The sequence below is a fragment of the Mesorhizobium sp. M0074 genome, from assembly GCF_040322975.1.
Lineage (GTDB): Bacteria > Pseudomonadota > Alphaproteobacteria > Rhizobiales > Rhizobiaceae > Mesorhizobium.
On record NZ_JAMYUM010000040.1, the window covers coordinates 1 to 15,228 of the forward strand.

Here is a 15,228-nt window from a genome sequence, read left to right on the forward strand (position 1 = left end):
GAGCAGGATCGTGTGGGCCAGCATCGGCAGGCCGCTCGGCCAGCCTGTTCGTCTGCACCCGCACGAGGAAGCTCGTACCAAGGTCCTGGGCGGTGCAATAGAGCTCGTAGATGTCGCTCTACCCGCGTGCCCGGGCGAAACATGTCATGATCATCCCTCGCTTCGACGGACATCTTTGATACGCTCCTTCGGAAATTTTTCCCGGCACTCACTTCCGCGCAGCACGCGACCGAGGTTCGGGCAGACCACGCACCGCAAGACGCGCGGAGCCCAAGGTGCCGACGCTATCTGGCCGTCGCGCGGCCACGACAAATCGCGGCGGCCCTAAGACGCCTCCTCCCCACCGGGAGGGTGCTTTCCGTAAGCCGCTGGATAAGGTTTGTTGGGTCCGCGAATGAATCGCAGTCGCCCGTAGATGCGGCTATCTCTTAATGACGCCCGCGGTTTTGCTGCGGAGGCGGGTGACACCCCGAGAATCACGGCGGGATGTGCCGATTTCGCCATCTAACTGGACACCTCGAAAAACCTGGCAATCGAGACCGCATTTGATTCACTTCGCCTGGTGATTCGCACGGAGGCGTTGGACGCGAGGCCAGGCTGGGTTCTGGGACATTGACGAGCGTTATGTCCGGCTGAGCGCGGCCGGCGATCCACTGGAGAAGCTGAACGCGGTGGTGCCTTGGGAGGTTTTCCGGAAACCGCTGGCCAAGGCGCTGAAGCGCTCCGATGGCGCCAAGGGCGGCCGGCCGCCCTTTGATGCGGTGATGATGTTCAAGGTCCTGGTTCTGCAGGCGCTTTACAGTCTCTCGGACGATCAGAGCGAGTTTCAGATCCAAGACCGGCTTTCATGCGTTTCCTCGGGTTGGGGCTCGGCGACAAGGTGCCCGACGCCAAGACGATTTGGCTCACGCAGGCCCGGGCGGTGAACAACCTGTTCGCCCGTTTTGACAAGCACCTCACCAAAGCCGGTTATCTGGCGATGGGTGGCCAGATCGTGGATGCCACGATCGTGGATGCCACGATCGTGGCGGCGCCGAAGCAACGCAATTCCGATGCTGAAAAGGCTGACATCAAGGCAGGAAAGGTGCCGGAACGAGTGGCAGAAGAAACCAGCCAAGCTGCGCCAGAAGGACCGGGACGCCGCGCTGGACCGTGAAGTTCTCGAAAGCCAAGGCCGATGAGGAGGGAAAGACGAAGCAGCGCAATATCGCCGTTCCCGCCTTCGGCTACAAAAACCATGCCTCGATCGATCGCCGCCACGGCTTCATCCGCGGCTGGAACGTCACCGGCGCCTCGGCTTGGGACGGGGCGCAGCTTCGCAACGTGCTGGACAAGAACAACACCGGCTCGACGGTATGGGCCGACACCGCCTATCGCTCGAAGAAGAATAAGGCGTGGCTGGACAAGAACGGCTACGTCTCCGACATTCATCACAAGAAGCCGAAAGGCCGGGCGATGAGCGAGGCGATGGCACGGGCCAATGGCCGGCGCTCAAAGATCCGCGCTTTCGTCGAGCACGTCTTCGCGCAGCAGAAATCCCGCATGGGCCTGTTTGTCCGCACGATCGGCATCGCTCGCGCCTGCACCAAGATCGGCATGGCCAACCTCGCCTACAATCTCACCCGCTTCGTCTGGCACCAAGGGCGAACTGCGTTCGCCTGACGGCGAGAGCGGCGGAAAACGCCGCCGCGATGCCGAAATCGGTAACAGCCCCAACGACCGAAATCAGCCCCCGCCGCGCGTCAGGCTGTTCGCAACCTCATTGTCGCACCACCCACTCTGGAAATGCCGGTAGTTCGAGGTGTCCAGATGGATGATGCCGCTGATCACGCGTCGATCATCGACGCGCGGCTTGCCTCGGGTGTCGGTCGGCAGATGCCGTTCAAACAGCCCAAACTGCTCATCGCTGACTAGAAATATTCGCGATTCATGACTGGTCCCCCTCAGAGACCCTGAATCGCAATCCCGCCGTCAGAGGAACCCCTTTTATGGGTCCGGACCCTAATTGAAAGCGACCCTAATCTTGAACTTCAGGTTCTGGACAAGGCCGGCTGGGACGCGCTCGTGCTTATGAATTTCCTGCAGCCGCCATTCGACCAATGTCAAGGCGCGCCAAGCGATCCTTCATCTGATCAATCAAGAGGCGTTTATGCGCGTTATGGCCCCTGACCCGAAATATTCCGGTACCCTCACCCTCTGTCTTTGGAGACACTACGTCGGCTTCCAGCCACGAAAATACGGGATGGTTCAAAAAGGGCGGCGACCCGGAAACGGCCAAGCAGCTTTTCAAGGAAGCCGGATACGCCGGCGAGAAAGTCGTCATTCTAGATCCGACGGACTGGCACGAGTGCGACAGTGCCTCGCAGTTATTGGCGGTGGCGCTGCAGCAGATTGGGGTCAACGCCGAGCTCGCGCCGATGGATTGGGGTGCACTCTCCACGCGTCGGGCAAACAAGGCCCGTTGAGAACGGCGGCTGGAACATGTTCATCACGGCGGAAATGGATTACTCCCTTGGCAATCCGCTCACCGATCCCCTCCTAACCTCGAATGGCGACCAAGCTTGGTACGGCTGGCCGAAGAACGAAGAATATGAGGCTCTGCGGGAGAAATGGGCAAATGGGGCAACTCTCGAAAAGCGCAAGGCGCTGGCCCGCAAGATGCAAAGGATCTGGTGGGGCTTCGTCGGCGATGTGAGGTTGGGAAAATACATCGCGCCGATCGCGCGCCGCAAGACCCTCACCGGTCTCATCGGCGTGCCGGCGATCGTCCCTATGTGGAACATGCCTGAGCCCAAATGGCAGTCTACATCCTTCGATTGGTTTCGACCATCGCCGTCATGGCGGATGGTCGGGACCTTCGTTTTCTGCTGATCACGCTGGCGCCGGGCGGCCCATCATCGCCGCCAAGTCGGCCACGGCGGAAGATGCCGCGCACCCCGCTGGTTGCCTTCCAAGGCTATGTATCGACTGCGAGGGGGCTGGCTTGGTTTAGTTGCGCAGCAGCGGGCCCTCCAGGAGGCGAGGTTGCGCCAGGCGATTCGAAAGCAAATACCGTGCACACACCCGACATCTGTATGGACCAAAGGTTCAGTTTCTGGGCGAATCCCCGCGCCTGCGGCTGACTCCGATGGCGGTGCGGATGACGGCAGGCATTGTGTGATTGCTTGCGCGTCTTTCCCTAAGCCCGAAGGCACTGCACAAGTTACCGGACCATCAAATCCTTGCACGTTGCGTGGCTAGGAGGACAATCCGGACACGATTGCCGTCATCGCCAACCATTTCAGACAATGCCGCTTTGTGCAGCCCGCATTTCAGCAGTCGAAACATTTTGACGCGAGCCCTCCACACGTGGGTGATAGGATTTCAACGCCATTCAATCAGGCGGCTACAAGAATGGACAAATTAAGTCCTTCAACCCTGGTTTAACGAGGCGCAAACGCTGGTTGATCGCACCAGGCGGCGCACAAAAAAGGGGAACTAAAACATGACGATTTCTCGACGCAGCTTCTTTAAGGCGGGTATCGCGACCGGTGCGGCTTTTTCGATGCCTTCCGTCCTGCGGGCGCAAACGACAGCAACTGACGCGAGGATAGTCCGCATGGTGAAGGGCGGTGTACCCAGCGTATTCGATCCTGTTGTTACAACGTCTCAAGGCACCACCGACCATGCCGCGGCGATCTACGACACGCTGTTCTCGCTCGATTCGAAATTTGTGCCGCAGCCGCAGATGGTGGGTAAGTGGGGTGTCTCCGATGACAGGAAGACTTACACTTTTGAGCTCCGCGATGGCTTAGACTGGCACGATGGCAATCCTGTTACCGCAGCGGATTGTGTGGCCTCAATTCGCCGTTGGTCCCAAATACGACCTGAGGGCCAATTTATAATGACGCGGGTCCAGGATATCTCGAAGAAGGACGACAAGACTTTCACCATTGCGCTCAAGGACCCACTGGGGCTTCTTCCCACTTTCTTGGCTCACCCGCTCTACGTCATGCGGGAGAAGGACGCCAATAAGCCGGCAACGGAAGCAGTGACAACCAACATCGGATCGGGACCATTCAAGTTTAATGAAGCTCTAGCTAAGCCAGGAGCAAGCTATACGTATGATCGGAATGAAAAATATATGCCGCGCAAGGAGCCGTCCGATGGATTGGCCGGTGGAAAAATTGTCAAGGTCGACCGCGTGATCTGGGAAAATATTGGTGATGCACAAACTGCTGTCGCAGCCCTTCAGGCGGGTGAGATTGATTATTATGAGGGGCCGCCCGCGGATCTTTTCCCAGCCATTGAAACTGATCCAAACCTTGAACTCCAGGTTCTCTATAAGTATGGTCTGGATTATTTCCTGCGTATTAATTGCTTGCAAAAACCGTTCGACAATATGAAGGCGCGCCAAGCAGTATTGCATCTAGTCGATCAAGATTCGTTTTTGCAAGTTATTTCCTCAAACCAAAGATACACGAATACTGTCACCTCATTTTTTGGTAGTGGCAATCAAATATCGAATGATGAAAATATCGGATGGTTTAAAAAGGGAGGCGACCCAGAGAGAGCGAGGCAGCTCTTCAATGAAGCAGGATATGCTGGCGAAAAAGTCGTCATTCTGCAGCCGACAGACTGGACAGAGGTCAGCAACACTTCGCAACTGCTAGCAAATGCTCTACACAAGATCGGGGTTAATGCTGAGCTTGCGCCGAGCGACTGGGGTGGACTTGTCGCACGCCGATCAAATAAGGGCCTCATCGAGGATGGAGGCTGGAGCATCTTTATAACAGGCGACAGCGACTTCAACCGCGGTCAGCCGCTGACTGCAAACCATTTGGTGATGAATGGTGAGAAGGGATGGTACGGTTGGCCACAGAGTGAAGAGTATGAGGCCCTTCGTGCCAAATTGGCCGATGTTGAAACAGTGGATGAGCGCAAGGCTCTGGCCCGCAAAATGCAGGCAATTGCTTGGGATTATGTGCCCGAGGTTCTCCTGGGCCAATTTACGGCGCCTATCGCACGCCGAAAGAATCTCACCGGCCTCATCGGTATGCCTGATATCGTTCCCATGTGGAACATGCAGAAGGCCTGAGCGATGGCTGGTTACTTCCTACGCAGATTGGTTTCGACCATCGCCGTCATGGCGATGGTCGGAATCTTCGTTTTCCTGCTTCTGAGGCTGGCACCGGGCGATCCGGCGGCGATCATTGCCGGCAAGTCGGCCACGGCGGAGATGATCGCCGGAATTCGCGAAAAGCTGGGCCTCAACGATCCAATGTCGGTTCAGTTCATGCGTTGGGTGCGCGACATGCTTGGCGGCGATTTCGGCACCTCGATCTTTGCCGGACGACCCGTTCTCGACCTTATCTCGCAGCGGCTTGAGCCGACTCTTTCGCTGTCAATTCTCACGATGATATTTTCAGTGTCAGTTGGGGTGTCTTTCGGCATCCTTGCCGCGTGGCGAATTGGCGGGGTAATCGATCGCCTCCTGGCGGCATTTTCGGCGCTTGGCTATTCCGTCCCGGTCTTTGTCATCGGCTATTTTTTCATATACTTCTTCGCGATCAGGGCGCACTGGCTACCGGTCCAGGGATATGTACCGATTGCTGGCGGGCTCTGGCTTTGGTTCGTGCATCTGATCCTTCCCACCTTGGCTTTAGGCCTTGGCTACATTGCATTTATCGCCCGGGTCACGCGGGCGAGTATGCTCGAAGTCCTGTCGGAAGACTACATGCGCACGGCCGATGCCAAGGGCGCCTCCTCCTATGCCATGCTTTTCCACCATGCCTTGAAAAATGCCGGAGCGCCGATTCTAACCGCTATCGGCATCAGCTTCGCATATCTGATCGGCGGGGTCGTCCTTACTGAAACAGTGTTCAACATACCCGGTATTGGTCGCCTGATCGTGGATGCAATCAACAACCGCGACTACCCAATCATTCAGAGCGTACTCATACTGACTTCGGGTCTGTACGTCCTTATCAATCTCACGGTCGATCTTGCGTATACGCTCATCGATCCACGCATCAGGTATTGAGATGGCCCTCCTTTCCGCACCAATAGACGCCGTCCCGATGGGGCGGCTACAGTTATCCGATTTTCCCCGTCTGGCAAGGCGACACCCGCTGGCCTTGCTAGGTGGTGGGCTCCTGGCACTCCTGATTATTCTGGCGCTCGTTGCACCGCTTTACGCCGGAGATCCGGTGAACATGGACCCGTTCAAGCGCCTCCAGCCACCATCAACAGAGATGTGGTTCGGGAGCGACAATCTGGGCCGCGACGTGTTTGCCCGAACGATCTTCGGCGCACGCATCTCCCTCATGGTCGGATTGCTCTCGGCGGCATGCGCGGCTCTTGCCGGGCTTCCGATCGGTGTCATCGCTGGCTACAGCCGCAGCTTCGACAACATCGCCATGCGAGTCATGGATGGCCTGATGTCGATACCGACGATTCTGCTGGCCATTGCGCTGATTTCTCTGACAGGCCCCGGAATCGGCATCCTCATTGTCGCCATCGCGATCCCAGAGACGCCAGCCGTCGCGCGATTGGTTCGTTCGGTTGTTCTGGGTGTTCGCGAGCGTCCTTATGTAGAGGCTGCGGTCTGCGGCGGTGCACGCCTGCCCAAGGTGCTGTGGCGTCATATCCTGCCGAGCACCGTTCCGGCGCTGATGGTCCAAAGCGCCACAGTCTGCGCCAGCGCGATCCTGACGGAGGCGGGGCTGAGCTTCCTCGGCGTAGGCGCGCCGCCCGAGATTCCGAGTTGGGGCAACATGATCGCCAGTTCGCGGCTATACCTCGCCATCGCCCCATTGACGATCTTTGCCCCAGGTATCTGCCTTGCGGTCACTGTCCTTGCCGTCAACCTGCTCGGGGATGGTTTGCGCGACCTGTTCGATCCCCGCGCCAAGCGGAGGCGTTGATATGCAAATGCATACGACGGTGGGCAATGACGTGCTCCTCGATGTCCAAGGCCTCGAAACCCATTTTTATGGCGAGGAAAGCGTCACGCGGGCATTGGGTGGGATCAGCTTCCAGGTGATGAAGGGCGAGACGCTCGGCGTGGTCGGCGAATCCGGATGCGGCAAGAGCGTCACCGCTCTTTCGATTCTCCGCCTGCTGCCGAAGCTCACCGCTAGGACCGTCGCCGGGAAAATCCGGTTTGGCGGACGCAACTTGCTCGAACTCTCCGATCGGGAGATGCGGAGGGTCCGTGGCGACCGGATTGCTATGATCTTCCAGGAGCCGATGACGAGTCTGAACCCGGTTTATACCGTCGGTCACCAGATCGCCGAAGCGTTGCTGATCCACACCAAGGCGTCCCGGTCAGAAGCGGTAGCCAAGGCGCAAGAGATGCTTCGTCTGGTTCGCATCGCGGATCCCGAGCGGCGCGTTAACAACTATCCTCACGAAATGTCGGGCGGCATGCGCCAGCGGGTCATGATCGCCATGGCTCTTGCCTGCTCACCGGAACTTTTAATTGCTGACGAACCGACGACGGCGCTTGACGTCACCATCCAGGCACAGATTTTGCGGCTCATCGTTGATTTGAAAGAGCGCACGGGAACGGCCGTCATGTTCATCACCCATGATCTGGGCGTCGTGGCCGAAACATGCCAACGCGTGATCGTAATGTATGCTGGCCGGATCGTAGAACAAGCCAACGTGACGGATCTGTTCGCGCGCCCTGCGCATCCCTACACGAAGGGCCTCATGTGCTCGGTTCCTGATCGGCGGCGCGGTCGACAGCATCGCCTGCCGGAGATTCCCGGTATCGTGCCAAGTCTGCGCGAGCCGATTGTGGGATGCAGCTTCGCGCCTCGCTGCCCGTTCGCGATAGACATATGCCGCGAGGAGACGCCCATGCTGCGAGATGTAATGCCTGGCCATGCCAGCGCGTGCTGGCGCGCCAAAGAGGTGATGGGCGCATGAACACTCCCTTGCTGAAAGTCGAGAACCTGACCAAGCATTTTCCGCTCAGTGCAGGCATTCTAAACAAAAACATTCCGGTGGTTCGGGCCGTGGATGATGTTTCTTTCTCGGTTTTGGCTGGCGAGACGCTCTGTATCGTTGGCGAATCCGGCTGCGGCAAATCAACCGTAGCGCGTCTGCTCATGCGGCTTGCGGAGCCGACGAGCGGACGCGTACTGATCGAGGGCACCGACATTGCTGGTCTGAAGAAGGGGTCGCTTCGCGCCTGGCGCCGACGGATGCAGATGGTGTTCCAGGACCCTTACTCCTCGCTAAATCCACGCCTTAGCGCCGAAAAGATTATCACCGAACCCGTGGAGAATTTTGAGCGCCTCAGCCGCGAGCAACGTCGAGCGCTTGCCGCGGACCTGCTTCAGAATGTCGGCATGTCACCTCAGATGATGGACAGGCTTCCGTCAGAGTTGTCGGGCGGCCAACGGCAGCGGCTCGGCATTGCACGGGCGCTTGCCCTCCAGCCCTCGCTCATCGTCGCGGACGAAGCGGTCTCAGCTCTTGACGTCTCCGTGCAGGCACAGATCTTGAATCTGCTTCTGGATCTCCAGCAGCAGATGGGCATCGCCATCGTCTTCATCTCGCATGATCTCGGCGTCGTAGAGCATGTCGGCCACCGCGTCGCGGTCATGTATCTGGGGCGGATCGTCGAGCTCGCCCCATGCGAGGCGCTTTTCGCCAAGCCGATCCACCCATACACAGAAGCGTTGATTGCAGCAGCTCCGGTGCCAGATCCGACGCGAGTCCGGCTGGAGGCACCGGTGGAGGGTGAGGTGCCAAGTCCGATCAACCCGCCGAGCGGGTGCACGTTCCATCCGCGCTGTCCGCTCGCGGTTGAGCGTTGCCGCATCGACGTGCCGCCTTTGGTTCCACTAGCGGACGGACGCGTCGTCGCCTGTCATGTGCGCGCGCCAGCCGCCGGCACCTCGGCAATACCAATGGCAGGGGCGGGTTATCCGCCTGCTCATTTCAATCAGGCGCATGATGAGATCCTGATATATTAGAATCGCCGCTTTAGTTGAGCCGAATGCAACTTAGTAGCTTAAGGATATAAAATGAATTCTCGAGATGATTCTCAGCCTGCGATTCTATCGGACGGTGGTTTTGATGCGTTAGGTTCAATCGAAACGAACGTTGCAGACGGTTTCACCATGGCTGCAACCGGCGACCTTCTTTACGCGCGGCCCGTAACAAAGGGCTATTATCCGGGGTTTGCCGAGGTTCTCAAGCTCTTTGACGGAGCTGACGTGAAGTTCGGCAACTTGGAAACCAACATCTTGGATGTTCAGTCTAAGGGATGCCCGCAGGCCGAGTACGGCGGTGCGTATTTGATCGGTGCCCCGGAATTGGGGCCCGACCTAAAGGCCATGGGGTTCAACATGGTTAGTCGGGCGAACAACCATACGCTTGACTGGGGCGTCGAAGGTATGCGCGAGACGACTCGGGCGCTTGATGAGAACGGGATCATGCATGCAGGCGCGGGCGAAAATCTCGCACAAGCCCGCGCTGCGCGTTTTTTGGAGACCCCTCGCGGCCGGGTAGCTCTGGTGTCGTTTGCGACAACATTCGAGCCTATGGCCCGTGCCTGCGATCCGGCCGGCGAGGCGCCAGGTAGACCAGGACTTAACCCCCTTCGCTTAGCAAAAAGCATAGTAGCTCCGCCAGAGATACTTGAGAACCTGAGGCAGTTGCGCGAGATGCTCCCATGGTATGCGCCTCCTCCGGAAGATGTATTTCGTGTAGCAATCGGCGAGACAGTCTTCGAGGCAGGGGAAAGACCAGGATACAGCTTTAAACCCAATCCGCGCGACGTTGACGGTATTCTGTACAACGTACGTCGTGGGAAGCAGTTGTCTGATTTCTGTATCGCTACGAATCACGGGCATGAGCCCGAGGAATTCACCAACCAACCGCCTGACTATGAACAAGCATTTGCGCGGAAGACGATCGACGCCGGAGCAGATGCATATATAAATCACGGACCGCACCATGTCAGGGGCATCGAGATTTACAGAGATCGGCCTATCTTTTACGGCTTGGGAAATTTCTTCAACCAAGACCTGAGAACGCCGGTGGGAGCTGACATGTTCGACGCACACGGTAAGGATCCGCGGGTGGATACCGATGCGGACGTAACGGCCCATGAAATGGCGATAGGGTATCCATATCCAGAAGGATTTATACCACTCTCCGCCCCGGTCTATTATGAGAGCGTCATCGTCGTGGGCCGTTTCAAGCAGAACCGCCTCGCTGAATTAACGCTCCATCCTATCGAACTTCGCCGTTCGGAAAGGTTGGCAAATCGGGGAGTGCCGCGCTTGGCGCCCCCGCCCCAGGCAAAGGCCATTCTGGAGCGGTTGATAGAGCTTTCAAAGCCATTGGGCACCCAAATCGAGATTGAAAACGACGTTGGAGTGATCAGAATACGGGCCGACGCGGCGCAGACCCGCATGTAACGAACTCACCCGAGGCAACCGTATGCGGGCGAAATAGCGACCAGTACCAGACGGCGGGGGATCTGGCGATGAATGCTGATTCTATGTGGAGCGGAGTGGAATGATGGATTCCAAGAGCTTAGCGGACCTCAAATGGCGCTGCATTGGTCCCACTAGGGGCGGCCGCGTTGTGGCGGTCGCGGGAGACCCCAACGATTCTAGGGTGTTCTATTTTGGCGCCTGCGCAGGCGGGGTGTGGAAGACCATCGACGGTGGCGTTTATTGGCGCTGCATATCCGATGGTTACTTCGCGAGCGCAAGTGTCGGTGCGCTGGAGGTTGCCCGCTCCGACTCCAACGTCATCTATGCCGGCATGGGCGAAACGACGATCAGAGGCGACGTCTCTTACGGTGACGGTGTTTACAGGTCGAGTGATGCAGGCCGCAGTTGGACTCATCTTGGTCTGAAAGAGACCCGGCACATCGGCAAGATTTGCATTCATCCTCAGGACCCCGACGTCGTCTTTGTCGCGGCGCTTGGGGATGCGTTTGGGCCAAACGAAGAACGCGGCTTATTTCGCTCCAAGGACGGAGGCAAGACTTGGCAGAAGGTCCTTTATCGCGGTCCCGACGCCGGCGCAGTCGATATCTCGATGGATCCCAACAATCCGCGCATTCTTTTTGCCGCGACTTGGCAGACACGGCGTAACTTCTGGAGCCTGAACAGTGGCGGGCCGGGGAGCGGACTGTTCCGGTCGCTTGACGGGGGCGATAGCTGGGAGGAATTGTCCGGACGGAATGGCCTACCAGATGGTCTGCTCGGGAAGCTCGGTGTCTCAGCCTCGGAGGCGCAATCCGGGAAGGTCTACGCGCTCATTGAGGCAGAAGGCGAGAAGATTGGGCTATATCGCTCCGATGATTATGGCGACCACTGGATTCAGGCCTCGCAGAACCGCGATCTGATGCATCGCCCTTTTTATTACACCCATGTTTTCGCCGACCCTGGCCACGCCGAAACGGTTTATGTCAACAATTTACAAATGTGGAAGTCGACTGACGGTGGATTGAGCTTCATCGAAGTGACCACTCCCCATGAGGACAACCACGCTCTTTGGATCGACCCGGCTGATCCCAAGCGGATGATCCAGGGCAATGATGGCGGCGCCTGCGTAACGTTTAATGGTGGTAAGACTTGGTCGTCGATCTACAACCAACCGACGGCGCAGTTCTATCGCATTGACGTCGATGACCAATACCCATACCGCGTCTACGCCACCCAGCAGGACAATACCGCGATCTCGGTCCCAACCGCTTCTGAGTGGGGTATCATTCCATTGAGCGACTGCACCTATCCTGGCACGGGCGAGAGTGGGTTCATCGCTGTCGATCCCAAGGATCCTAATATCGTGTACTGCGGTGCGGTCGGCTCAAGTCCCGGCAGCACATCATCACTGCAACGTTATGACCATCGCACCCGTCAGATTCGCTTAGTCAACGTCTGGCCGGAATACACGGTCAGTATGGCGCCTAAGGACATGCGCTACCGCTTTGGCTGGACTTTCCCAATCGCTTTTTCTCCACATGATCCGAAGACGATTTATGCCGGGGGCAACCGCGTCTTCCGAAGCCGCGACGAAGGATCGAGTTGGACTGTGATCTCGCCGGATCTGAGCCTTAACGACCCGGCTCGACAGGAGTATTCAGGAGGCGCTTTGACCCGCGACAACTCCGGCGTGGAGGTGCATGCCACCTGCGCCTCGCTTGTGGAGTCTCGACACCGCAAGGGCGAGATCTGGACGTCCACCGATGACGGCCTCGTCCACGTGACAAGGGACGACGGAACTCATTGGAGCAACGTGACGCCCAAGGACATGCCCGAACTCGCCTATGTTGGGTGCCTCGAAATCTCCCCGCATGATGCAGACACAGTTTATGTTGCGGCCACGCGATACAAACTTTCCGACTACCGTCCCTACCTTTTCCGCACCAGGGACGGAGGCAAGAGCTGGCAATCGATCAACGGCGACTTCCCGGCTGGCGAAATCACCCGTGTGTTGCGCGCCGATCCGGTGCGTTCAGGATTGCTTTTGGTCGGAACTGAAACCGGAGTTTTCTTCAGCCTCGATGACGGTGCCCATTGGTCGCGGATGGTCGGCGGCTTGCCCGTGGTTCCGGTCTACGATCTGAAGATCAAAGGAGGCGATCTCGTTGCGGGCACCCATGGCCGGTCTTTCTGGATCCTTGATGACATTACCCCATTACGCGAACTGGACGCAGATCAGAAAGATGTGAAGCTGATTAGCCCACGCCCCACAGTCCGAACTAAGCACGCGTTGGCTGCTGGGCAAGGTTTTTCTAAAGTCGGCATCTCCAAGGTCGGGATATGGTACCAGACTTGGGGCATCGGCGCCGCCACAGAGGTCATGGAGTTGGACGGGCGGACGGGTCGCCGCTATCTCGATTGCGGAGAGAATCCGCCGGACGGAGCGATCGTTTATTACTGGTTGCGCAGCGATGCGGAACAGCCGATTAAACTTACTTTCCAGAACGCTGCGGGCGACCTCATCACCAGTTTCTCAAGCGATGACAGCGACTTGCCTTTTCACGCGAAGCCCGGCACGAAGGCTGGGCTCAACCGCTTCGTGTGGGATCTCAGATACCCGGGACCAGCCAAGCTGGACCGGTCGCTGGAAACCCGCAAGTACAAGCCTCTCGCTGCGGATAACGAGGACCCGAGCGGCCCTGCCGTCGTTCCAGGTAGCTACAAAGTCCGGCTTCAAATTGGCCGCGAGGACCAAACAGCCGGCTTCTGCGTGGTCAAGGATCCACGGGTAGTTACGACGGAGAAGGAGTTCATCGAGCAATTCGCACTCCTGCAAGAGCTGTTCAGCACGCTTTCGGCACTCAACCAGACTCTGAATCACATTCGGTTGATGAAACGACAGATGACGGATGTGCAGGAGCGGCTCGGTTGTAGCACGACATTTAGGGAACGTGCACATGCGCTGGCCGGACAGCTTGAGGCAATCGAAGGAGCACTGATCGACATCAAGCAGGAGACGCCGCGCGACCAAGAGCGGAACCTGCCTGGCTTAAAGGATAAACTGGTCGACATCATCAGTGTGGTTGCCGTCGCCGACGAGGCGCCGACACTCCCAGCCCGCCAGGTTGCTGACGAGATCATATCAAAGGTTGAAGAGGAGATTCAAAAGTTTGGCGTGGTTGTGGACAATAAGGCCGCGGCGTTCAACGTCGCCCTGAGGACTGCCGGCGTCGAGCCCATAGGGTTCAGCAGGGCCAGCGGTTAAGAAGTACCGATACCTATTCATCTGGAAGGTGAAACACATGGATTTTATTGAGCGGATTTTTGGCGTTTCTCCAGATGGGGGCGACGGCACGACCGAGATGTTCTACATCGCGGCCGCGTTCGCGGTCGTAGCGATGGTATACGGGCGTCGGTTGCTTCACCGACGCGCGAGCCGCCGGCGCCGTTAACTGTCCTCAGAAGGCGAGGGTCTCAGAGTTCGTTTTGATTCAGGGCGTTTCTGCGGATGAGATTGCCGCCCATACGATCCTTATCTTCGGCGGCATCGTCATTGGCCGCGACCGGCACCTCGCAGAGGTCGCTGAGATCGAGCGCGATCTGGGTCGGATCGAGAACGGCCAGCTTCTCCGATTTTGCCCCGAAGATCATCCCGGCGCGAGCGCGAGTAATGGACGGGGGCATGGCAACGACGGCGCTGGTGGCGCATGTGGTCGTCTCCAAGTTCGCCTAGCATCTTCCTCTGTAGCGTCGGTCGCAGATCTTCTCGGGTTACGGCATCCATCTCGACCGTGGCACGCTCGGCGGCTGGGTCGGACGGGTCGCCTGGTGGCTGAGGCCGCTATACGATCGCCTGCTTGCCTTCATCCCTCGCAGCCGCGGGTGCTTTGTGACGAAACGCCGCTGCCGCGACTTGATCCGGAACGCAAGCGGACGAAAGTCTGCCAGTTGTGGGCCCAGGCCGTCGATGATCGTCCCTGGCAGGGACCGGCTCCGCCGGGAGTTGGCTATGTGTTTGCAGAAAGCCGGGGAGCCGGAGAGGTCGAGGCACAGCTTTCAACATTCGACGGCATTCTCCAGGTTGATGGCTATGCGGCCTACACGAGCCTGGCGAAGCAGCGGCGCAAGAGTAATATCGCACCCTTGCAGCTTGCCTTTTGTCTGGCCCATGCTCGGTGCAAGTTCGTCGAAGTGGTCAAGACGACGGGCTCGAGCGAGGCGCTGGCGGTGATCGCCGGTATTGCCGAGATCTACCGGATCGAGGATAGCATCCGCGGCATGAGCCCCGAGCAGCGCCTGTCGGTGCGCAAGGCCAAGAGCTCTCCGCTCATGCCGGCACTGAGGGAGCGGCTGAAGATGCTGATCGATGAGGTCTCGGCCAAGTCGTCGCTCGGCAAGGCCATCGCCTACACGCTGGCGCATTGGCATGGGCTGATCGCCTTCCTCGAGGACGGACGGATCGAAGTCGATAGCAACGTTGTCGAGCGTTCGCTCAAACCAGTTTGCCTGACGAGGAAGAATAGCCTCTTTGCCGGATCCGCTCGCCGTGGCGAGACATGGGCGGTGCTGGCATCACTGGTCAACTCGGCACGGCTCAATGGTCTCGATCCCGAAACCTGGCTCGCCGACGTGCTCGAGCAGATCGTCTCGGGTTCCATTCCGGTCAATCGTCAATCGGCTCGACGAGCTCTTGCCGTGGAATTGGAATTGGAAGGCAGACCGGGAGGCACGGTGCCAACTGGAGCGTGTGGCGGCATGATCGCTCGTCGGTCAAGGGGGCCCGTCG

Annotated in this window: 10 protein-coding genes and 3 pseudogenes; 11 read left to right on the top strand and 2 right to left on the bottom strand. The window is 58.3% G+C overall.

Features of this window, described 5'->3' with window-relative positions; genetic code table 11:
* The first annotated feature begins 611 nt into the window (after positions 1-611).
* Positions 612-1,662, top strand: a pseudogene (locus tag NKJ73_RS32310) (IS5 family transposase).
* A gap of 126 nt (positions 1,663-1,788) precedes the next feature.
* Here the strand turns inward: NKJ73_RS32310 and NKJ73_RS32315 are convergent.
* Positions 1,789-1,920: pseudogene (locus NKJ73_RS32315) on the bottom strand (transposase); the annotation flags it as partial.
* A gap of 257 nt (positions 1,921-2,177) precedes the next feature.
* On the opposite strand from NKJ73_RS32315, the gene NKJ73_RS32320 reads away from it, so the two are divergent.
* From NKJ73_RS32320 to NKJ73_RS32360, 9 genes are all read left to right on the top strand, one after another.
* Positions 2,178-2,465, top strand: a complete 288-nt coding sequence (locus tag NKJ73_RS32320; RefSeq protein ID WP_352572431.1) for an ABC transporter substrate-binding protein — start codon at positions 2,178-2,180, stop codon at positions 2,463-2,465.
* Between the two features lie 16 nt (positions 2,466-2,481).
* Complete coding sequence (locus NKJ73_RS32325) at positions 2,482-2,871, top strand: hypothetical protein (protein ID WP_352572406.1); 390 nt, start codon at positions 2,482-2,484, stop codon at positions 2,869-2,871.
* 613 nt (positions 2,872-3,484) lie between these two features.
* Positions 3,485-5,077 carry an ABC transporter substrate-binding protein gene (locus NKJ73_RS32330; protein WP_352572408.1) on the top strand — a complete coding sequence of 531 codons (1,593 nt, stop codon included), beginning with the start codon at positions 3,485-3,487 and terminating at the stop codon, positions 5,075-5,077.
* Between the two features lie 3 nt (positions 5,078-5,080).
* Positions 5,081-6,022 (top strand): ABC transporter permease, encoded by a 942-nt coding sequence (locus NKJ73_RS32335; RefSeq protein WP_352572410.1) that lies wholly within the window; start codon positions 5,081-5,083, stop codon positions 6,020-6,022.
* A gap of 1 nt (position 6,023) precedes the next feature.
* Positions 6,024-6,905: an ABC transporter permease gene (locus NKJ73_RS32340; protein ID WP_352572412.1), complete on the top strand. Its 882-nt coding sequence runs from the start codon at positions 6,024-6,026 to the stop codon at positions 6,903-6,905.
* 1 nt (position 6,906) lies between these two features.
* Complete coding sequence (locus NKJ73_RS32345) at positions 6,907-7,914, top strand: ABC transporter ATP-binding protein (RefSeq protein WP_352572414.1); 1,008 nt, start codon at positions 6,907-6,909, stop codon at positions 7,912-7,914.
* Positions 7,911-8,969, top strand: a complete 1,059-nt coding sequence (locus NKJ73_RS32350; protein ID WP_352572415.1) for an ABC transporter ATP-binding protein — start codon at positions 7,911-7,913, stop codon at positions 8,967-8,969. Before NKJ73_RS32345 ends, NKJ73_RS32350 begins: the two co-directional genes overlap by 4 nt.
* Positions 8,970-9,020: 51 nt before the next feature.
* Positions 9,021-10,421: a CapA family protein gene (locus tag NKJ73_RS32355; RefSeq protein ID WP_352572417.1), complete on the top strand. Its 1,401-nt coding sequence runs from the start codon at positions 9,021-9,023 to the stop codon at positions 10,419-10,421.
* Between the two features lie 100 nt (positions 10,422-10,521).
* Positions 10,522-13,707: a WD40/YVTN/BNR-like repeat-containing protein gene (locus NKJ73_RS32360; RefSeq protein WP_352572419.1), complete on the top strand. Its 3,186-nt coding sequence runs from the start codon at positions 10,522-10,524 to the stop codon at positions 13,705-13,707.
* A 209-nt stretch (positions 13,708-13,916) separates the two neighbouring features.
* Here NKJ73_RS32360 and NKJ73_RS32365 read toward each other — a convergent pair whose 3' ends face one another.
* Positions 13,917-14,165, bottom strand: a complete 249-nt coding sequence (locus NKJ73_RS32365; protein ID WP_352572437.1) for a hypothetical protein — start codon at positions 14,163-14,165, stop codon at positions 13,917-13,919.
* Here NKJ73_RS32365 and tnpC point away from each other — a divergent pair.
* Positions 14,095-15,201 (top strand): annotated as a pseudogene (gene tnpC / locus NKJ73_RS32370) (IS66 family transposase); the annotation flags it as partial. The gene NKJ73_RS32365 and the pseudogene tnpC overlap by 71 nt on opposite strands.
* Positions 15,202-15,228: the final 27 nt, after the last annotated feature.